We start from the raw sequence: 20,897 nt of genomic DNA on the forward strand, positions 1-20,897 counted from the left end.
CGCACCCGTCGAGCGTGCTGTACGTGTCGTACGTGTGCGGGTCAGGCCTGCTTCTTGGACTTGTCCAGGACCATCACCAGGACCGTGATCACCACGAACAGGGCGATGGGCGCGACCACGTAGAGACCGATGGTCTCGATCGCGCTCAGGCGCGGAGCCGGGTCGTCACCGTCGTCGGGCGTGAGCGCGAGCGCCGGGGCCGACATGAGCAGCATCATCAGCGTCGTCCCGGCCGCAACGACGCCGGCGCGCATAGCGTTCTTCTTGTCCACGGTGCCAACGTAGCGAACGCCTACGGACGGCGCTCGCCCGGGGGTGCCGTACGAGGCTTCCGGGGCCTGAGGACCTCCATCAGCGTGTGCAGCCGGGGCGAGGCGGTGATCTCCTCCAGGGTGACCGGATGACCCTCGGGGTCGGCGATCGGGAGCCGCCAGTTGGGGTACTGGTCCCAGGTGCCGGGGAGGTTCTGCGGGCGGCGGTCGCCGACGGTGTCGGGGAGCCAGACGCCGGTCATCAGGGCGGGGGTGCGGCGCAGGAAGCGGTGGACGGCCCGGACGGCGGCCTCCTCGTCGCCGTCGCCCTCGGGAAGCATCCGCAGCCGGGCCAGGAGGGCCAGCCACTCGGCGGTGTCGGTGGCGTCCTCGGTCAGCTCCTCCTCCAGGGAGCGGGTGAGCAGGCCGAGGCGGTGGCGCAGCGTCACATGATCGCCGGTCAGCCGGGCGGCGGTGGACGGCAGATCGTGGGTGGTGGCGGTGGCCAGGCAGTCCCGGCGCCACGCCTCCGGGGCGAGCGGGCGGCCGTCGCCCTCCCAGTCGCGCTCGAACCAGAGCACCGAGGTGCCGAGCACCCCGCGCCGGGCGAGCGCTTCCCGTACGCCGGGGGCGACGGTGCCGAGGTCCTCGCCGACGACGGCGGCCCGGGCCCGGTGGGCCTCCAGGACGAGGACGGCGAGCATCGCCTCGGCGTCGTACGCGACGTACGTGCCGTCGGTGGGCGGGCGGCCCTCGGGGACCCACCAGAGCCGGAAGAGGCCCATCACATGGTCGATGCGCAGGGCCCCGGCGTGGGCCAGCAGCCCGCGCAGCAGGCCCCGGTAGGCGGCGTAACCGGTGGCGGCGAGGACGTCGGGGCGCCAGGGCGGCAGGCCCCAGTCCTGGCCGCGCGCGTTGAACGCGTCGGGCGGCGCGCCGACGGACATGCCGTGGGCGAAGGCCTCCTGCTGGGACCAGGTGTCGGCGCCGGCCGGATGCACGCCGACGGCGAGGTCGTGGACGATCCCGACGCCCATCCCGGCGTCCTCGGCGGCCCGCTGGGCGGCGGCGAGCTGGCCGGCGGTCAGCCAGGCGAGGCGGCAGTGGAAGTCGACCCGGTCGAGCAGTTCGGAGCGGGCGCGGGCGGTTCCGGGCGAGCGGGGGTCGCGCAGGGCCTCGGGCCAGGTGTGCCAGTCGGGGCCGTGGACCTCGGCGAGGGCGCACCACAGGGCGTGGTCCTCCAGGGCCTGCCCCTGCTCGGCCAGGAAGTCGCAGTAGTCGGCGCGGCGGCCGGGGGTGAGGGGCACCTGGACGACCAGCTCCAGGGCCTGGCGCTTCAGCTCCCAGACGGCGTCCCGGTCGATCAGGGCGCCCTTGTTCAGCACGGCCTCGCTGAGGGCGGCGGCGTCCTGCCGGAGGTCGTCCAGGGTGGCCCGGTCGCGCACGTGCCCGTATTCGGGGATCGACTCGACGTGCAGGTGCACCGGGTCGGGGAAGCGGCGCGAGGAGGGGCGGTACGGGGAGGGGTCGGTGGGCTTCCCGGGAACGGCCGCGTGCAACGGGTTGACCTGCACGAACCCGGACCCGATGCTGCGCCCGGCCCAGCCGGCGAGATCGGCCAGGTCCCCGAGGTCGCCCATGCCCCAGGAGCGGGCGGAGAGCAGGGAGTAGAGCTGCACCAGAAAGCCGTGGGTGCGCTCGGCGGGCTGCGGCACACGGGCCGGGGCGGCGACGAGGGTGGCGGTGGCCCGGCGGTTGTCGGGCGTACGCACGTGCATGCGGTGAACGCCGTGGGGCGGCGGAATCCACCAGGCGGGGGTGGAGCCCTCGGCCCCCTCGCCCGAAGCCGGAGCGGCCTCACCCGGGACCGGAACGGCCCCCTCACCCCGAGCCGGAGCGGGCTCACCCGGAGACGTCACCGGCGCGGCCGGCACCCCGGCACGGGCCCGCATGCTCAGCGGGGCGGGCGGGCGGGTCGCAGGGTGTCCCGGGGGTCCGGGCGGCTCCGGCTCGACCGTGATGGTCGAGCCGGGGGGAAGGCCGGCGAGAGCGGGCGGCAGGGGCTCGCCGGCCCAGACCACCACGGTCGGCGGCAGCAGGCGCGAGCGGGACTCCGCGGCGGCGAGGCACTTCCGTACATCCGCCGGAGTGCCGGCGTCGACGCCCAGCGCGGCGAGCACGGCGATGACCGTGTCGTCGGGGACGGACACCGTGACATCCGGCGACGGGGAGTAGGAGGTGGCGACACCGTGCAGTGCGGCGAGCCGGGACAAGCCCATTCAGACTCCTGGGAACTCCAAGCCCCCCGCGGTGCCGGGTGCGGTCGGCTCGCTGGTCAGGGGCGCGACGGCGGCGAGCGGCGGCTCGCTCGTGAGAGGGGTGGCATCGGCGAGCGGCGGCTCGCTGGTCAGCGGCGCGGAATCGGCGAACGAGGATTCGCCGAGCAGCAGGGAGACATCGGCGAGCGGCGGCCCGCTGATCAGGTGGGCGACATTGGACAGGGGAAGTTCGCTGGTCAGCGGCCCGGACGTGGGCTGGGCGGGTACCTGTTTGGAGAGGGCGGAGAGCAGAAGCTGCGCAGCTGCGGGCATGGTGGCCTCCTGGCCGTGGAGAACAGGACACAGCAGACCTACCCAGGCCTCGCCCCGGCAGACGTGGACGTGATGCAGGCGTTATGACAACGAGCACAACGTGCCCTGGGTCACATTCCGTTCCCCCGCACGGCAGGTATGAGCCGTTTTCAGCCACTCCCGTCCGTCACACCAGCCCCACAGGGCCCGAGGTGTCGCGTTTCCCGGCAATTCCGGCAGAACGGCCAAGCACATTGACACCCTTGCCCCCGGGTGGTGGGCTCGGAGCCCGCCGGGGGCAGTGGGTACGTACGGAAGGGGACGCGACGTGCGGATCGGGCGCAGAAGGCAGGCGACGGCCGTGGCCGCAGCCGTGATCGGCGGACTCCTCGGATCCGTCTCCGTCGCTCCCTCGGCGGTGGCCGCCCCCGCCGCCCCCACCGATCCGAGCAGGCCCGTCGCCGGCACCGCCGACCGCGCCGACGGCGCGCGGACGCCGTCCGTGTGGCCCCGCCCGCAGAGCATGCGGGCCACCGGGCCCGCCGTGCCGCTCGGCTCCGAGGCCACGCTCGTCGCCGCGCCGGACGCCGATCCGTACGCCGTCGAACAGACGCGCTCGCTGCTGCGCTCGGCGGGCGTCCGGACCCTGCACGAGAGCCTGCCGGGCCGCGGTCCGGTGATCCGGCTCGGCGGCACCGGCGCGGGCGAGGCGCTGCGGGCGCTGCGCGCTCCCGACCGGGCCGATCTGCCGTCGGGCGGCTACCGGCTCGCGGTCGGCGAGGCCGCCGGACGGGCCACCGTCGCGCTGGAAGGGCTCGGCGGGGACGGCCTCTTCCACGCCGTGCAGACCCTGCGTCAACTGGTCGCCGACGGATCGGTGGCCGGGGTGACCGTACGGGACTGGCCGGGAACCGCCGTACGCGGCATGGCCGAGGGGTTCTACGGACAGCCGTGGACCCGCGAGGAGCGGCTCGCCCAGATCGACTTCATGGGCCGCACCAAGCAGAACCGCTATCTCTACGCGGCGGGCGACGACCCCTACCGGCTGGCGCGCTGGCGTGAGCCCTACCCCGCGGACCAGCGGGCCGACTTCCGGGCGCTGGCCGAGCGGGCGCGCGCCGAGCACGTCACGCTCGGCTGGGCCGTCTCCCCCGGTCAGGCCATGTGCATGGCGTCCGACCAGGACGTCAGGGCGCTGACCAGGAAGGTCGACGCGATGTGGGCGCTGGGCATCCGGGTCTTCCAGCTCCAGTTCCAGGACGTCAGCTACAGCGAGTGGCACTGCGATCTGGACGCGGAGACCTTCGGCAGCGGTCCGAAGGCGGCGGCCCGCGCCCAGGCCCGGGTGGCGGGCGCCCTCGACCGGCATCTGGCGGCGCGGTATCCGGACGCGGCCCCGCTGTCCGTGCTGCCGACGGAGTTCTACCAGGACGGGGCCACCGACTACCGCACCGCGCTGGCGGCCGAGCTGGACGACCGGGTGCAGGTGGCCTGGACGGGTGTCGGGGTGGTCCCGAAGAAGATCACCGGGGGTGAACTGGCCGGTGCCCGCGCCGCGTTCCGCCACCCGCTGGTGACGATGGACAACTACCCGGTCAACGACTACGCCCAGGACCGCATCTTCCTCGGCCCGTACACCGGCCGGGACCCGGCGGTGGCGAGCGGTTCGGCGGCACTGCTGGCCAACGCCATGGAGCAGCCGTCCGCCTCCCGGATCCCGCTGTTCACCGCCGCCGACTTCGCCTGGAACCCGAAGGGGTACGACCCCGCCGCGTCCTGGCGGGCGGCGATCGACGACTTGGCGGGCGGGGACGCGTCCGCCCGGGAGGCACTGCTGGCCCTGGCCGGGAACAGCGCGGGCTCGGTGCTCGGCGCGCAGGAGTCCGCCTACCTCCAGCCCCTGTTCGACGCCTTCTGGAACACCCGCGCCGACGCCTCCCGCCGCGACCGGGCGGCGGACACGCTGCGGACGGCGTTCTCCGTGATGCGGCAGGCCCCCGAGCGGCTGAAGACCCCCGCGGAGGGCCGGCTGACGGACGAGGTGCGCCCCTGGACCGAGCAGCTGGCCCGCTACGGCCGCGCCGGGGAGCTGGCGGTGGATCTGCTCCAGGCCCAGGCCGCCGGGGACGGCGCCGCCGCCTGGCGTATCCAGCTTGCCCTGGAGCCGCTGCGCGAGGAGATCAGGGCGAGCCGGGCCACGGTCGGCAAGGGGGTGCTGGACCCGTTCCTGGACAAGGCGGCGAAGGTGGCCGCCGGGTGGAACGGCACCGACCGCGCCTCGGGCCGGGTCACCAAGGACGCGCACAGCTATACGGTCCGGCTGGACGCGGCCCGTCCGGTGGAGGCCGTCACGGCGCTTTCCGAGCCCGGGCACGCCCTCGCCGACGCGGTCGTGGAGGCCCATGTGCCCGGCGAGGGGTGGCGTCCGCTCGGGCGGCTCTCGCCGAGCGGCTTCACCCAGACCGAGGCGAAGGGGCTGCGCGCCGACGCCGTACGGGTCACCGTGCCGGAGTCCGCCCGGAGCGCCCGCCCGCCGTATCTGAGCCCGACCCTGCCCGCCGCGCCCGCCGTCGTGACGGGGACCCCGCAGGTGCGGGCCCTGGTGCCGTGGTTCGGCGACGAGCCCGCCGCCACGCTCGACCTGAAGCACGGCGAGACGGACGCGGAGATCGGCGGCGAACCCCGGCGGGTCGCGGCGCGGCTGGCGGGCCGGCGCCCGGTCGAGGTCAAGGGCAGGCTCACCGCGAAGGCCCCGAAGGGCATCGAGGTGCGGGTCCCGAAGCAGACGACCGTGCCGCGCGGATCGCGTACGGAGGTGCCCGTGGACATCACCGTCCCGAAGGACACCCCGGCGGGCGAGTACGAGGTGCCGCTGACCTTCGGCGGCCAGGAGTCGACGCTGACCGTGCGGGCCTTCCCGCGTACGGGCGGCCCTGATCTGGCGCGTACGGCGAAGGCCTCCTCGTCCGGCGACGAGACCCCGGACTTCCCCGCGTCGGCGGCCACCGACGGCGATCCGGAGACCCGGTGGTCCTCGCCGGTGGAGGACGGGGCCTGGTGGCAGACCGAGCTGGAGAAGCCGGTGCGGCTGGGCCAGGTGGTGCTGAGCTGGCAGGACGCGTACGCCTCCCGCTACCGCATACAGGTCTCCGCCGACGGCCGCGTCTGGCGCACCGCCGCGACCGTGGCGGAGGGCCGGGGCGGGCGCGAGTCGGTCCGGATGGACGCGAAGGACACCCGGTTCATCCGCGTGCAGGGCGAGAGCCGGGCCACCCAGTACGGCTACTCGCTCTGGTCGGTGGAGGCGTACGCGGTCGCGGACGACTGAGCCGTACGGGGGAGCCGAAGGACAACAAGGCAGCCCGGGGGACGACGAAGGCCCGGTCTCAGGCGGACACGCCGTCGATCCGGGCCATCACGTCGTCCGCGCCGAACGGTTGCAAATACGGCAGCCAGCGCGGGTCGCGGTGTCCGGTCCCGATGATCCGCCAGGCCAGTCCGGTCGGCGGGGCGGGCTGATGACGCAGCCGCCAGCCCAGCTCGGGGAGGTGGCGGTCGGCCTTGACGTGGTTGCAGCGGCGGCAGGCCGCCACCACGTTGTCCCAGGCGTGCTGTCCGCCGCGGCTGCGCGGGATGACGTGGTCGACGCTGGTGGCGGCGGCCCCGCAGTACATGCAGCGCCCGCCGTCCCGGGCGAACAGCGCCCGGCGGGTGAGCGGGACGGGACCCCGGTAGGGCACCCGGACGAAACGCTTGAGCCGGACCACACTGGGTGCGGGCACGGCACGGGTGGCACTGTGCAGAAAGGCGCCGGACTCCTCAAGACAGATGGCCTTGTTCTCGAGGACGAGGACGAGCGCGCGGCGGAGCGGTACGACGCCGAGCGGCTCGTACGACGCGTTGAGAACCAGGACGTGCGGCACGGTGGATGCCTCCTTGTACGCCGGCGGCGCGTGGCTCGCGCCGGGACGATCCGATCTCAGTCTCTCCTCATGCCTGGTCAAAGCGCCACCACGTACGGGTAACGGGCCGGGAGGATTTTTCTCACCCCGGGGCCCCGCGCACCGTTCCGCGGTGTCCGGCAGCGGCCTCACCAGGGCGGCCGTCCGCGCTGTGCGATCGGCCACAGCCGAGGTGTTCCCGGTGAGACCCGTCTCTCCTCCCGCGACGGCAACGATCCACTCCCCCGGCTTCGTTAGTGTTGTCGACCAGCCGTCGTCCCCCTGGAGGTCCCCGTCGTGTCCCTGTCCGTCCTCTTGGCCGCAGCCCCGTCTCCCGAGCCGGTCGGCTCGCTGGGCGAAGCCGCCGAACAGGCCGGGAACGCCGCGGGCTGGGTCGAGGAGAACTGGTCCACCTGGCTGAGCACCGGGCTGCGCATCCTGCTGATCGTCGCCGTGGCGATCACGCTGCGTTATCTGGTCCGGCGTGCCCTGACCAACCTGATAGACCGGATGAACCGCAGCGCCCAGGCCGTGGAGGGCACGGCGCTGGGCGGGCTGCTGGTGAACGCGGAGCGCAGACGCCAGCGCTCGGAGGCGATCGGCTCGGTCCTGCGCTCGGTGGCCTCGTTCCTGATCATGGGCACGGCCGCCCTGATGATCCTGGGCGCCTTCAAGATCAACCTGGCGCCGCTGCTGGCCTCCGCGGGTGTCGCGGGTGTGGCGCTCGGCTTCGGCGCCCGCAACCTGGTCACGGACTTCCTCTCCGGTGTCTTCATGATCCTGGAGGACCAGTACGGGGTCGGCGACTCGATCGACGCGGGGGTGGCCTCCGGCGAGGTCATCGAGGTGGGGCTGCGCGTCACCAAGCTGCGCGGCGACAACGGCGAGATCTGGTACGTCCGCAACGGCGAGGTGAAGCGGATCGGCAACCTCAGCCAGGGCTGGTCCACGGCCGGGGTCGATGTCACGGTGCGCCCGACCGAGGACCTGGAGCAGGTCCGTAAGGCGATCACCGCGGCCGCCGACACGATGGCCAAGGAAGAGCCCTGGTCGGAACGGCTGTGGGGCCCGGTCGAGGTGCTCGGCCTGGACGCGGTGCTGCTGGACTCGATGACGGTCCGGGTGACCGCGAAGACGATGCCGGGCAAGTCGGTCGGCATGGAGCGCGAGCTGCGCTGGCGTATCAAGCAGGCGCTGGACGACGCGGGCATCCGCATGATCGGCACGGTCCCGCCCCAGCAGGACGAGTCGGCGGCGGACCCGGCGGCGGGGGTGGCGGCTCCCTCCGCGTACGCCTCGGCGACCTCCCCGCAGTCGATGGCGACCACGCCGATACCCCCGGCGAACCTGAACAAGCACTAGAAGCCGAACCGGCACCCGTAAAGCCACGCGTCAGCCCGTCAAGAGGCGCTCCACCGGATCGGTGGGGCGCCTCTTGACGCGTCGGTGACCCGCGCCTTACGGTCCTCCCTGAATAGGAAAGTTTCCTAACAGAGTCCGCGCGGATCCGGCGCAGCTCCTCACAGAGGCGGGTGCATCCTCGATGACGGGAACGACCCCGGGCACCCCCCGGGTACTGCGGGCCATGAACGACCGGGCCGCCCTCGATCTGCTGCTGGAGCACGGGCCGCTCTCCCGGACCCGGATCGGCAAGCTGACCGGGCTCTCCAAGCCCACGGCCTCCCAGCTGCTGGCCCGGCTGGAGGCGGCCGGGCTCGTCGTCGCCACCGGGACCAGCGAGGGGCGCCCCGGACCCAACGCGCAGCTCTACACCGTGAACCCGCGCGCCGCCCATGTCGCCGGGCTCGACGTGAACGGGCAGCGCATCGTCGCCGCCGTCGCGGACGTGACCGGGGCGACCGTCGGGCAGTTCGAGCTGGCCACCCCGGGGCGGCGCGCCGACAGCGTGGTGCGGCAGGTCGCCGACGCGCTGGACGGGGCGGTGAAGGACGCGGGGCTGACCCGCGCGGACGTGCACCGGATCGTCATCGGCACCCCGGGCGCGTTCGACCCGGGCACCGGGCGGCTGCGGTACGCCTCCCATCTGCCCGGCTGGCACTCCCCCACCCTGCTGGACGAGCTGGCCGCGTTCCTGCCGATGCCGGTGGAGTACGAGAACGACGTCAACCTCGTCGCCGTCGCCGAGCAGCGTCTCGGTGCGGCCCGCGGCCACGAGGACTTCGTGCTCCTGTGGAACGAGGAGGGCCTCGGCGCCGCCCTCGTCATCAACGGCCGGCTGCACCGCGGCTTCACCGGCGGCGCGGGCGAGGTCGGCTTCCTGCCGGTGCCCGGCACCCCGCTGGTCCGCCAGGTCGTCAAGGCCAACAGCGGCGGCTTCCAGGAGCTGGCGGGCGCCCAGGCGGTGCCCCGGCTCGCGAAGGCGCTGGGCATCGACACCCCGCAGCAGCCGTACGCGAAGGTCGCCGGCGAACTGCTGGCGCGGGCGGCCGAGGCGTACGAGCGGGACGAGGCGCTCACCGAGCTGCTGCGTCAGTACGCCCAGCGGCTCGCCACCGGTCTCGCCTCCGTCACCGCCGTCCTGGACCCCGGGCTGATCGTGCTCTCCGGCGGGGCGGTCGCGGCGGGCGGCGAGATCCTGCGCTCCCTGATCCAGTCCGAGCTGGCCGAGCTGGCCGCCTCCCGGCCGCGTCTGGTGGTCGGCGAGATCGACCGTACCCCCGTCCTGCGCGGCGCCCTGGAGCGGGCGCTCGCCGACACCCGCGACGAAGTGTTCGACACCTCGCGCTGAACCACGCTCCTCCCCCCGTCCCCCCGTCGTCTGCCTCTTCCCCGTCCCAGGGAGTTCTGTCATGCGCACCAGCCGTCTCACCACCGCCGCAGTCGCCGTCGCCGCGATATCGGTGCTCGCCACCGCGTGTACCGGCCAGTCCGAGGCCGGCGCCTCCGACGACCCGAACGCGAAGACCACGATCAACTTCTGGCACGGCTGGAGCGCGCCCGCCGAGGTGAAGGCGGTCCAGGACAACATCGACCGGTTCGAGAAGGCCCACCCGAACATCACGGTGAAGGTCTCCGGCAACATCAACGACGACAAGCTCAACCAGGCGCTGCGCGCGGGCGGTTCGAACGGGCCCGACGTGGTCTCCTCCTTCACCACCGCCAACGTCGGCAAGTTCTGCTCCTCCGGCGCCTTCGCCGATCTGAAGCCGTTCATCGAGAAGTCGAAGCTGGACCTGGAGAAGACCTTCCCGAAGGTCCTCCTGGACTACACCCAGTTCGAGGGCAAGCGCTGCTCCCTGCCGCTGCTCACCGACGCCTACGGCCTCTACTACAACAAGGACGCCTTCAAGAAGGCCGGGATCACCGCGCCGCCGAAGACGATGTCCGAGCTGGCGAGCGTCGCCAAGAAGCTCACGGTGGAGAAGGGCGGCGGCTACGAGCAGCTCGGCTTCATGCCGACCTTCCACGGTTACGAGACCGTCGCCGACCACTATCTGTCCTCCTGGGACCACACGTACTTCGACGAGAACGGCAAGTCCAACATCGCCAAGGACCCGGCGTTCGCGGAAATGTTCACGTACCAGAAGAAGCTCGTCGAGGATCTCGGCGGCTACGACAAGCTGGAGAAGTACCGGGGCACCTTCGGTGACGAGTGGGGCGCCAAGCACCCGTTCCACACCGGTCAGGTCGCGATGCAGCTGGACGGCGAGTGGCGGCTCGGGATGGCCGAGGACGCCGGGGCGGACTTCGAGATCGGCGTCGCGCCGATGCCCGTCGCCGACGACGAGGCCGACAGCTACGGCAAGGGCTTCCTCTCCGGCACCATCGTGGGCATCGCCCCGGCCAGCAAGAAGCAGAACGCGGCCTGGGAGCTGGTCAAGTTCATGACCAGCGACACCAAGGCGGTCGTGGAGTTCGCCAACGGCATCCGGAACGTCCCCTCCACCTTCGAGGCGCTGAAGTCGCCGGACCTGACGTTCGACCCGCGCTTCAAGACGTTCCTGGAGATCGCCCAGCACCCGAAGTCCAACACCCCCGACGGGGCCGTCAACGGCTCGACGTACCAGCAGACGATCCAGGACTTCGGCTACCAGTACGAGAAGGGGGCGGTGAAGGACCTCCAGGCCGGCCTGGAGAAGACCGCGCAGCAGATCGACACCGACATCGCCAAGGCCAAGTAGCCCCCGATGACGACACACACCCTCCGCTCCAAGCGCCGCAGGTCGGCGCTGCGGAACGCGGCCTTCATGTCGCCGTGGCTGATCGGGTTCTCGGTCTTCTTCGCCTACCCGATGGTCTCGACCGTCTACTTCTCCTTCACGGACTACGACGGTTTCGGGGCGCCGGTCTTCAACGGGCTGACCAACTGGACGTATGTGTTCGGCGACTACCCGATGTTCTGGCCGTCGCTGCGCAACACGCTGTGGCTGGTGGTCGTGATGGTCACCTGCCGGGTCGTCTTCGGGCTCGGCGTGGGCCTGCTGATCACGAAGATCAAGATGGGGGCGGGGGTCTTCCGGACCCTGTTCTACCTCCCCTATCTGGCCCCGCCGGTCGCGGCGACGCTCGCCTTCGTCTTCCTCCTCAACCCCGGCACCGGCCCGGTCAACGCGATCCTCGGGGACTTCGGGCTGCCGACGCCCGGCTGGTTCAACGACGCCTCCTGGTCCAAGCCGGCGCTCACCATGCTCGCGGTGTGGGGCATCGGGGACCTGATGGTGATCTTCATGGCCTCGCTGCTGGACGTGCCGGGCGAGCAGTACGAGGCGGCGGAGCTGGACGGCGCGTCCGCCTGGCAGAAGTTCCGCTTCGTGACCCTGCCGAACATCTCGCCCATCGTGCTGTTCGCGGTGGTGACGGGCGTCATCCAGGCGATGCAGTACTACACCCAGCCGCTGGTCGCCGGAAAGGTCGCCTCTGGGGTCATCGGCGGCTCCGGCCAGTCCTTCGAACCCGGCTATCCCGACAAGTCGACACTGACGCTTCCGCAGCTCGTCTACAACCTGGGCTTCCAGCGCTTCGACTACGGCGCCGCCTGTGTCGTCGCCCTCGTGCTGTTCGCCCTGGCCATGGCCTTCACGGCGCTGCTGATGCGGGGCCGCAACAACCTGATCTCGGCGGGTGACTGAGCCATGACCCACCTCCTCGACCCTGTCCGTGAAGCCGCTGCCGCGTCCCCCGAGCGCCCTGCGCGGACGCCCGCCGCCCGCACAGCGCGCCGCAAGGCGCTGCTGCACTGGATCGCCGTGCACTCCCTCGGGATCGCCGCCGCGCTCTTCTTCGTGCTGCCGTTCGTCTTCGTGGTGCTGACCTCGCTGATGAGCGACCAGCAGGCGCTGACCCGCGATCTCACCCCGAACACCTGGGAGTGGGGCAACTACGAGCGGGTCTTCAACACCCCCGGGTTTCTGACCTGGTGGCGCAACACCCTGCTGTACGCGGGCGTCGGCACCGTCCTCACCGTGGTGTCGTCGATCCCGGTGGCGTACGCGCTGGCGAAGTTCCGCTTCCGGGGCCGCAAGCTGTCGCTGATGCTCGTCATCTCGATGATGATGCTGCCGCCGCAGGTCGTCATCATCCCGATGTACCTGTTCTGGGCGAAGCAGATGGACCTGTCCGGCACCCTGTGGCCGCTGATCATCCCGATGGCCTTCGGCGACGCGTTCTCCATCTTCCTGCTGCGGCAGTTCCTGCTGACCATCCCGAACGAGTACCTGGACGCCGCGAAGGTCGACGGCTGCGGTGAGTTCCGTACGCTGTTGAAGGTCGTCCTGCCGATGGCCAAACCCGGGATCGCGGCCATCGCCCTCTTCCAGTTCTTCGCCGCCTGGAACGACTACTTCGGACCACAGATCTACGCCTCGGAGAACCCGGCCGCCTGGACGCTCAGTTACGGCCTCGAATCCTTCAAGGGCGCACACCATACCGACTGGAACCTGACCATGGCCGCGACCGTTCTGGTCATGGCCCCCGTGATCGCCGTCTTCTTCTTCGCCCAGAAGGCATTCGTCGAGGGCGTCACACTGACCGGAGTAAAGGGCTGACATGAAGCTCGCAGTAGTGGGTGGCGGGTCCACCTACACCCCTGAACTGATCGACGGATTCGCCCGGCTGCGGGACACGCTGCCGATCGAGGAGCTGGTGCTCGTCGATCCGGCGGCCGACCGCCTGGAGCTGGTCTCCGGCCTCGCCCGGCGGATCTTCGCCAAGCAGGACCACGCGGGGAAGATCACGACGACCACCGACCTCGACGCGGGTGTCGCCGACGCCGACGCGGTCCTGCTCCAGCTGCGCGTCGGCGGACAGGCCGCCCGCAACCAGGACGAGACCTGGCCGCTGGAGTGCGGCTGCGTCGGCCAGGAGACCACCGGCGCCGGCGGCCTCGCCAAGGCGCTGCGCACCGTGCCGGTCGTCCTCGACATCGCCGAGCGGGTCCGCCGCACCAACCCGGACGCCTGGATCATCGACTTCACCAACCCGGTCGGCATCGTCACCCGCGCCCTCCTCCAGGCCGGGCACAAGGCGGTCGGCCTGTGCAACGTGGCGATCGGCTTCCAGCGGAAGTTCGCCCGGCTGCTGGAGGTGGAGCCGGGCCAGGTGCATCTCGACCACGTCGGGCTCAACCATCTGAGCTGGGAGCTGGGGGTGCGCCTCGGCGGCCCGGACGGCGAGAACGTCCTGCCGAAGCTGCTCGCGGAGCACGGCGACGCCATCGCGGACGACCTCCGCATGCCGCGGAAGCTGGTGGACCGGCTCGGCGTCGTCCCCTCCTACTATCTGCGCTACTTCTACGCCCACGACGAGGTCGTACGGGAGCTGGGCACCAAGCCGTCGCGGGCCGCCGAGGTCGCGGCGATGGAGAAGGAGCTGCTGGAGATGTACGGCGACCCGGCGCTGGACGAGAAGCCCGAGCTGCTCGCCAAGCGCGGCGGCGCGTTCTACTCCGAGGCGGCCGTGGATCTGGCGGCCTCGCTGCTGGGCGACGGCGGCTCACCGGTCCAGGTGGTCAACACGTACAACAACGGGACCCTGCCGTTCCTCCCGGACGACGCGGTGATCGAGGTGCAGGCCCGGGTCGGGCGCGACGGCGCCACACCGCTGGCCGTCCCGGCGCTGGACCCGCTGTACGCCGGTCTCATCGCGAATGTGACGGCGTACGAGGACCTCGCCCTGGAAGCCGCGCTGCGCGGCGGCCGGGACCGGGTCTTCAAGGCGCTGCTGGCCCACCCGCTGATCGGCCAGTTCGACTACGCCGAGGGCCTCACCGACCGGCTGATCGCGCACAACCGGGAGCACCTGGCGTGGGCGTGAACGTGTCGGTCGTCGCCATCGACGCGGGCAACAGCAAGACCGATGTGGCACTGATCGGCGCGGACGGCACGGTGCTGGCCACGGCGCGCGGCGGCGGCTTCCAGCCGCCGGCGATCGGGGTGGAGGCCGCGATCGACGTGCTGGCCGGGGTGCTGGAGCGGGCGGTCGCGGAGCTGCCGGCTCCGCCCGTCCTCTCCGGGCATGTCTCCGCGTGTCTGGCCAACGCCGATCTGCCGGTCGAGGAGGCCGAGTTGGCGGCCGCTCTGGAGTCCCGTAGCTGGGGCTCCTCGGTGGAGGTGCGCAACGACACCTTCGCGATCCTGCGTGCCGGGGTGGACGAGCCCCGGGGCGTCGCGGTGGTGTGCGGGGCCGGGATCAACTGCGTGGGCATGACCCCGGACGGGCGGACCGCCCGCTTCCCCGCGATCGGGCGGATCTCCGGTGACTGGGGCGGCGGTTCGGGGCTCGCGGAGGAGGCGCTGTGGTTCGCCGCGCGCGCCGAGGACGGGCGCGGCGAGGCATCGGAGCTGGCCCGCACGCTGCCGGGCCACTTCGGGCTCGACTCGATGTACGCGCTGATCGAGGCGCTGCACCGGGGCACGATCCCGCTGGGGCGGCGGCACGAGCTGACGCCGGTGCTGTTCGCCACGGCGGAGGCCGGGGATCCGGTGGCGGCCGCGCTGGTGAAGCGGCAGGCGCACGAGGTCGTGGCGATGGCCTCGGTCGCGCTGGACCGCCTCGATCTGCTGGAGGAGGAGGTTCCGGTGCTGCTGGGCGGCAGTGTGCTGGCCGCGCGGCACCCGCAGCTCAACGACCGGATCGCGGCGCTGCTGGCGGCCCGCGCCCCGAAGGCCGAGGTGCGCGTCGTGTCCGAGCCACCGGTGCTGGGCGCTGCGCTGCTGGGCCTGGACCGGACGGGCGCGGGCCCGGAGGTCCATCGGAAGCTGCGGGCGCGGTACGCCTGAGGGGTCCGGTCCGGGAACGGTCGGGATCCGGCGGGGCGTCCCCTCACGCGATGCGCGTGGGGGGGGACGCTTCTCGTGCGTTCCTCGTACGGGTGAACGGCTGGCGTACGAGGGGCGCGAGGGAACCGATCGGGCTTCTGGAACGTGTACCTGATGGGAAGTCCGTTCGCTTATGGGGATGTATCCGGGCACGTTGTGCTGCTTGCCTTGATCGGCCGCGTCCGCCCTGATCGAATGCGGGGACTGATGACGGGGACGGGACGGGGACCCAACTGTCAGTGACCGAGGGGGAGGTCGAGTGACACACCCGCCGAGCGGCGGCTCGCAGACGCTGCGCACTCCGGACCCGGTGTCCGGGCACGCCGCCGTGCCCGCACAGCGCACCACGTGGACCGCGCAGGCGCGGCGCCTGCGGGCCGTGGCGACCACCGAGCCCGGCCGGCTCCAGATCATCGGGGCCGTCCTGGCCCTGCTGGTCGTCGCGTTCGGCGCGGTGACGACGCTGGAGATATCGCAGCGGGCCTCCTCGGCCGACGACGTGGTCAGCCGCAGTCAGCCGCTCAGCGCCGACGCGGCGGACATCTACCGCTTCCTGGCGGACGCGGACACGACGGCGGCCAGTGGGTTCCTCGCGGGGGCGCAGGAGCCCGAGGCGGTGCAGGAGCAGTATCGGAAGGACATCGAGGAGGCGGCCCGGCTGCTGGTGAAGGCGTCGGGGTCCACCGACTCCGCCAGTGCGTCCAGCCGTGAGATAGCCACGCTCAACAAGCTGCTCCCGGTCTACACAGGCCTGATCGAGCGCGCCCGCGCCAACAACCGCCAGGGCCTGCCGCTGGGCGGCGCCTATCTGCGGTACGCGAACCAGAAGATGGCCGGCGAGATGCTCCCGGCCGCCGAGCGGCTGTACGCGGCGGAGACGGGCCGGCTGGAGAGCGACTCCGCCGACGCCCGGCAGTGGCCGCTGTGGTCGATCGGCGCCGGGATCGTCGTGCTGGGCGCGCTGGGATGGATGCAGCGGCGGACCTACCGCCGGACGAACCGGGTGCTGAACCACGGGCTGCTGGCGGCGACGGCCGCCGCGTCGGTGGTGGTGCTCTGGCTGGCCGTGGGGCATACGGTGGCCCGCGCGGAGCTGCGGTCGGCGATGGTGCACGGCCAGGAGTCGCTGGATGTGCTCAACGACGCCCGGATCAACTCCCTGAAGGCGCGCGCCAACGAGAACCTCACCCTGGTGGCGCGTGGCGCGGTGCTGACGCCCGACGGCTCCGCCGACCAGTACGAGGCGGACTACAGCTCGGGGATGAAGGCACTGAAGGCTCAGTTGGAGAAGGCCGGGCGGCTCGCGGACGACGAGAGCGGGAGCGCGCCGGTGGCGAGGGCGGCGGACGGTGTGGCGCAGTGGCAGGTGCGGCACCGCGAGGCCCGGGCGACGGACGACCGGGGCGACTACGACGGGGCGCTGGAGCAGATCATCGGGACGGAGAAGTCCACCGGGCAGTCCTTCCAGCAGGTGGACGCCGCGCTGGAGAAGGCGCTCGCCCATGAGCAGGGCGAGTTCACCTCGGCGGCGAAGGACGGGCGCGGGGCCCTGCGGGGTCTGCCGACCGGGGCCGCGGCCCTGGCGGTGCTGGGGGCCGTCGCCGTGATCGTCGGGGTCAACCGCAGGCTCTCGGAGTACCGGTGAGAGGGGCAGCGATGAGCAGGTCCGAGGACCGGCCCGGGCGCGGCGGCCTGCGCGGCTGGGGCGGTGTGACGGGGATGGCGGTGGCGTGCGCGGTGACGGCCGCGGTCACCCTGCTGCCGCTGGCCCACCACAGCGGCGGGCCGGCCGGAACGGGCACGTCGGGCGGGGTGGTGACGACCGAACGGGCCCGGGCCGAGGCGTGCACCGAGCCGGAGGCGAGCCTGCCCGCGTCCGGCGACGACGGGCCGAACATCGACAGGATCAAGGAGCGCGGCAAGCTGATAGCGGGCGTCGACCAGAACAGCTTCCGCTGGGGCTACCGCAACCCGGAGAGCGGGAATCTGGAAGGGTTCGACATCGATCTGGTGCGGGCCATCGCCGACGACCTGCTGGGCGACCCGGACGCGGTGATCTTCCGGGCCATCCCCACCAACCAGCGCATCGCCGCCCTGGAGAACGACCGGGTCGACGTCGTCGTGCGGACGATGACGATCAACTGCAAGCGACTGGAGCAGGTCTCCTTCTCCACCGCCTACTTCCGGGCCGGACAGCAGGTGCTCGCCCCGAAGAAGTCGCCGATCACCGGCTACGACTCCTCGCTGAAGGGCAAGCGGGTCTGCTCGGCCGAGGGCTCGACGGCGTACGAGGCGCTGGAGAAGAAGTCCTTCGGGGCGCTCTACAAGGACGATTTCGACGGCACCGAGCGCGACCCGGACCGGCTGACCGTGCCCAACCAGCTGGACTGCCTGGTGCGGCTCCAGCTCGGCGAGGTCGACGCGGTCGTCACGGACAACGCCCTGGCGGCCGGGCAGGCGGCGCAGGACCCGGCGGTGGAGCTCAAGGGGAAGGACCCGTTCACCACGGAGTACTACGGCGTCGCCACGAAGAAGGGCTCCGACGATCTGGTGGCCCGGGTCAACAAGGTCCTCGTCGACTACCGGGCGGGCGGCAAGAACAGCGCCTGGATGCGGTCCTACGAGAAGTGGCTGGCGACCGGCCTGCCCGGGATCACCGCACCGCCCGCCCCCAAGTACCGCACCGACTGACCCCTTGCCTCCGGGCGACCGCCCCGCGGCACCGTGCACCACAGCGGCGTACGGACCGGAACGGGCGGGCCGGAGCAGACCGAAGCAGAACGATCCCGTCGGGCCCACCGGCCCGGCGGGGAGAGCGGAGAGGTGATCGATGGGCGTCGCGGGATCCTTTCCCGGCTACACGGGGAGGTCCTCCGGACCGGTCATGGACCGGGAGGAGGCGGACCGTGCGCTGGCCCGGCTCGGGGCGGAGCACGAGGCCATCGAGACCTCGCTCCTCGCGCTCCAGGACCATGCCGGGCGCCGGCTCCTGGAGGGCGCCGAGCTGACCGGCGTCACCCGGGAGCGCTGGGCCGCCACCGAGCAGTCCATCACCCTCCTGTGGGGGTATTTCGACGCGTACGCGGGGGCCCTGTCCGAGGCCCGCGCGATCCGTGCGCGCCGCCGCCACCCGAACCGGGACGACCTCACGGCGCTGACCGAACTGCTGCGCGGCGAATCGGTCACGGTCGCCAACCCGGGCGCGGTGCCCCCGCCCTCGGCCGCGGGACCGGCCCGGCTCTCCGAGCGGTTCTCGCTCCAGGAGCTGGTCGCCCGGATGAACGAGCTGTACGCCAGGTCCCTGGACATGGTCGTCGCCTCCGACTCCGTCTGGTCGGCGCTGCCCGCCCGGATCGACCTGCTCGCGGCCGAGCTGCACCGGACGCGTTCGCTGGCGCACTCGGTGGGCGTGCGGCCCGGTGAGCATCCGGCCGGCGACGACCTGGCCGAGATCACCGAGGAGCTGACGACACTGCGGGTGCAGGTGATCTCGGACCCGCTGGCGTTCTGGCTGCCGGGTCCCGGCAGCGCCGCGCCCGGCGGCGGCCGCCCCGACACCTCGCGCTACGACCGGGCCGCCCGCGCCCTGGAGGACGTACGGCGCGAGATCGAGGCGGTGCTCGCGGTCCGGCAGGACGCGGAGGCGCGCCTGGTGCGGCTGCGGGACGTCCTCTCGCGGGCGGACCGCACGCTGACGGAGGCGCGGGCGGCGCGCGGCGAGGTGCTGGCGAAGATCGCCGCCTCCGAGGTGCCCGCGGTCAGCGGTCCGCCGACCGCCCTCCAGGAGCGGCTGGCGGCCGCGTCGGAGCACCGCAGGCACGCCCAGTGGCACCGCCTGTCGCCGCTGCTGGAGTCCCTGGAGCAGGAGGCCGAGGACGAACTGCTGCGCGCCCGTGAGTCGTTGACCTCGGTGACCGCGCCGCTGGCGGTCCGCGCGGAGCTGCGCGGCCGGCTCGACGCGTACCGGGCGAAGGCGTCCCGGCACGGTCTGGCGGAGGACCCACTGCTGATCGAGCGGTACGACGCGGCACGCCGCATGCTGTGGAGCGCGCCGTGCGATCTGCGGGTCGCCGAGCAGGCCGTCCTGCGCTACCAGCACGCGGTCGCGGAGTCGCTGCCGCCGCGCCGGCCCGACGGACCGCAGGACGGGCCCGGCGCGGGCGAACAGGGGGAATCACGATGAGTACGCAGTGCCAGCGCCCCGCGTGCGAGGGCGACTACGAGGACATGGGCGGCGGTGAGCTGTACTGCGACACCTGCGGTCTGGCTCCGGTCGTCTCGCCGACGGGCATGGTCTCCTCGCCGCCGACCGGGGTCGCCGGGGGCGGCCGGGCGAGCGGCCGGAACAGCTCATCGCAGCGTTCGAGCTCCCGTGCCTCCGCCCGGTCCTCCTCCCGTTCGTCGACCTCGCGCCGTTCGGTCTCCGGCCGGCTGTCGCGTTCGCTGTCCGGGGCGGCCGCCTCCCGTTCGGTCTCGGTGCGCTCCTCCGGCTCGACGTCGGCGACCTCGGCCCGGGGGCGGCTCGGCGTCGGTCTGGTGGAGGTCCCGGACGTCCCCCGGCCCGATCCGCGTACGGCGGTGATGGAGCGGGCGGAGGTGCCCGAGCGCAAGCGGTTCTGCTCCCGTTCGGACTGCGGGGCCCCGGTGGGCCGTTCGCGCGGTGACCGGGAGGGCCGTACGGAAGGGTTCTGCACCAAGTGCGGCCACCCGTACTCCTTCGTGCCGAAGCTGACCGGCGGCGACATCGTGCACGGCCAGTACGAGGTCGTGGGCTGCCTGGCGCACGGCGGTCTCGGCTGGGTGTATCTCGCGGTGGACCGGGCCGTCTCCGACCGCTGGGTGGTCCTCAAAGGTCTGCTGGACACCGGCGACCAGGACGCGATGGCCGCCGCGATCTCCGAGCGCCGCTTCCTCGCCGAGATCGAGCACTCCAACATCGTGCGGATCTACAACTTCGTCGAGCACCTGGACCAGCGCACCGGCTCCCTCGACGGCTACATCGTCATGGAGTACGTCGGCGGCAAGGCCCTCAAGGAGATCGCCAACGAGCGCCGCACCCCGGCCGGGAAGCGCGATCCGCTGCCGGTGGAGCAGGCCTGCGCGTACGGGATCGAGGCGCTGGAGGCGCTCGGTCATCTGCACAGCCGCAATCTGCTCTACTGCGACTTCAAGGTCGACAACGCGATCCAGACCGAGGACCAGCTCAAGCTGATCGACATGGGCGCGGTCCGCCGGATGGACGACGACGAGTCCGCGATCTACGGCACCGTCGGCTACCAGGCCCCCGAGGTCGCGGAGCTGGGCCCGTCGGTCGCCTCCGACCTGTACACGGTGGCGCGGACGCTGGCGGTCCTCACCTTCGACTTCCAGGGGTACACGAACGTCTTCGTGGACTCGCTGCCGGACCCGGACACCATCGAGGTGTTCCGCACCTACGAGTCGTTCTACCGGCTGCTGGTGCGGGCCACCGACCCGGACCCGGCCCGGCGGTTCGCCTCCGCCGCGGAGATGGCCGAGCAGCTGACGGGGGTGCTGCGGGAGGTCGTGGCATTGCAGACAGGCCGGCCGCGCCCGGCCCTGTCGACGCTGTTCGGCGCGGAACTGCGCGTGGTCGACACGGAGTTGTTCGCCCCGCAGACGGACGACGTCTCGCAGCTGGGCGGCCGGGACACCGGCTCCGCGCGGGGCGGACTGCTCGGCCGCCGCAAGGGCCGCGGCGGCGGTAAGGCCGCTGTTCCGGCGCAGGGCGGCGCCTGGCAGTCCCACGGCGGGCAGGGCCACGGCGGTACGGCTCCGGTCGCGCCGGGGGCCGTGACGTCCGCGGTGGCCGAGGCGCTGCCGGTGGGCGCGCAGCCGTCC

Annotated in this window: 16 protein-coding genes; 12 read left to right on the forward strand and 4 right to left on the reverse strand. The window is 72.4% G+C overall.

Annotation, left to right across the window (positions count from 1 at the left end; genetic code table 11):
* Window positions 1–41 precede the first annotated feature (41 nt).
* From A3Q37_RS28630 to A3Q37_RS28640, 3 genes are read right to left on the reverse strand one after another with little or no spacing between them, the layout of a single operon-like run.
* Complete coding sequence (locus A3Q37_RS28630) at window positions 42–254, reverse strand: hypothetical protein (protein ID WP_065488771.1); 213 nt, start codon at window positions 252–254, stop codon at window positions 42–44.
* Between the two features lie 38 nt (window positions 255–292).
* Entirely contained in the window at window positions 293–2,530 is a 2,238-nt protein-coding gene (gene malQ, locus A3Q37_RS28635) for a 4-alpha-glucanotransferase (RefSeq protein ID WP_065488776.1), read from the reverse strand.
* On the reverse strand, window positions 2,531–2,842 hold the full coding sequence (locus tag A3Q37_RS28640; RefSeq protein ID WP_065488780.1) for a hypothetical protein: 312 nt from the start codon (window positions 2,840–2,842) through the stop codon (window positions 2,531–2,533). It abuts the gene before it with no gap.
* A gap of 307 nt (window positions 2,843–3,149) precedes the next feature.
* Between A3Q37_RS28640 and A3Q37_RS28645 the strand changes: the two genes are divergently transcribed.
* Window positions 3,150–6,149 (forward strand): beta-N-acetylglucosaminidase domain-containing protein, encoded by a 3,000-nt coding sequence (locus A3Q37_RS28645; protein ID WP_065488782.1) that lies wholly within the window; start codon window positions 3,150–3,152, stop codon window positions 6,147–6,149.
* A 58-nt stretch (window positions 6,150–6,207) separates the two neighbouring features.
* Here the strand turns inward: A3Q37_RS28645 and A3Q37_RS28650 are convergent, their stop codons facing one another.
* Complete coding sequence (locus A3Q37_RS28650; RefSeq protein ID WP_006124472.1) at window positions 6,208–6,744, reverse strand: HNH endonuclease; 537 nt, start codon at window positions 6,742–6,744, stop codon at window positions 6,208–6,210.
* A gap of 315 nt (window positions 6,745–7,059) precedes the next feature.
* Here A3Q37_RS28650 and A3Q37_RS28655 point away from each other — a divergent pair, with 315 nt between their 5' ends.
* The 11 genes from A3Q37_RS28655 to A3Q37_RS28710 all read left to right on the forward strand — a co-directional run.
* Entirely contained in the window at window positions 7,060–8,124 is a 1,065-nt protein-coding gene (locus tag A3Q37_RS28655) for a mechanosensitive ion channel family protein (protein ID WP_065488785.1), read from the forward strand.
* 181 nt (window positions 8,125–8,305) lie between these two features.
* Window positions 8,306–9,511 (forward strand): ROK family transcriptional regulator, encoded by a 1,206-nt coding sequence (locus A3Q37_RS28660; protein WP_065488787.1) that lies wholly within the window; start codon window positions 8,306–8,308, stop codon window positions 9,509–9,511.
* A 61-nt stretch (window positions 9,512–9,572) separates the two neighbouring features.
* Window positions 9,573–10,904, forward strand: coding sequence for an ABC transporter substrate-binding protein (locus A3Q37_RS28665; RefSeq protein ID WP_065488790.1), 1,332 nt, complete (start codon window positions 9,573–9,575; stop codon window positions 10,902–10,904).
* A 6-nt stretch (window positions 10,905–10,910) separates the two neighbouring features.
* Window positions 10,911–11,852 (forward strand): carbohydrate ABC transporter permease, encoded by a 942-nt coding sequence (locus A3Q37_RS28670; RefSeq protein WP_065488791.1) that lies wholly within the window; start codon window positions 10,911–10,913, stop codon window positions 11,850–11,852.
* 3 nt (window positions 11,853–11,855) lie between these two features.
* Complete coding sequence (locus A3Q37_RS28675) at window positions 11,856–12,767, forward strand: carbohydrate ABC transporter permease (protein ID WP_065488792.1); 912 nt, start codon at window positions 11,856–11,858, stop codon at window positions 12,765–12,767.
* Window position 12,768: 1 nt separating this feature from the next.
* Window positions 12,769–14,034, forward strand: coding sequence for a 6-phospho-beta-glucosidase (locus A3Q37_RS28680; RefSeq protein WP_065488793.1), 1,266 nt, complete (start codon window positions 12,769–12,771; stop codon window positions 14,032–14,034).
* Complete coding sequence (locus A3Q37_RS28685) at window positions 14,025–14,999, forward strand: N-acetylglucosamine kinase (protein ID WP_065488795.1); 975 nt, start codon at window positions 14,025–14,027, stop codon at window positions 14,997–14,999. The genes A3Q37_RS28680 and A3Q37_RS28685 overlap by 10 nt, the downstream gene beginning before the upstream one ends.
* 298 nt (window positions 15,000–15,297) lie before the next feature.
* Window positions 15,298–16,683, forward strand: coding sequence for a hypothetical protein (locus A3Q37_RS28690; RefSeq protein ID WP_065488796.1), 1,386 nt, complete (start codon window positions 15,298–15,300; stop codon window positions 16,681–16,683).
* Between the two features lie 11 nt (window positions 16,684–16,694).
* A complete protein-coding gene (locus A3Q37_RS28695) occupies window positions 16,695–17,729 on the forward strand; it encodes a glutamate ABC transporter substrate-binding protein (RefSeq protein ID WP_065488803.1) in 1,035 nt (344 codons plus the stop codon).
* 139 nt (window positions 17,730–17,868) lie between these two features.
* The gene (locus A3Q37_RS28700) at window positions 17,869–19,221 is read left to right on the forward strand and encodes a hypothetical protein (protein WP_065488808.1); all 1,353 of its coding nucleotides are present in this window, start codon (window positions 17,869–17,871) and stop codon (window positions 19,219–19,221) included.
* On the forward strand, window positions 19,218–20,897 hold a 1,680-nt coding region (locus A3Q37_RS28710), incomplete at its 3' end, for a serine/threonine protein kinase (protein ID WP_255311975.1). The genes A3Q37_RS28700 and A3Q37_RS28710, both read left to right, overlap by 4 nt.

Origin of the sequence: Streptomyces sp. PTY087I2, from assembly GCF_001687325.1 — a bacterium.
Classification (GTDB): Bacteria; Actinomycetota; Actinomycetes; order Streptomycetales; family Streptomycetaceae; genus Streptomyces.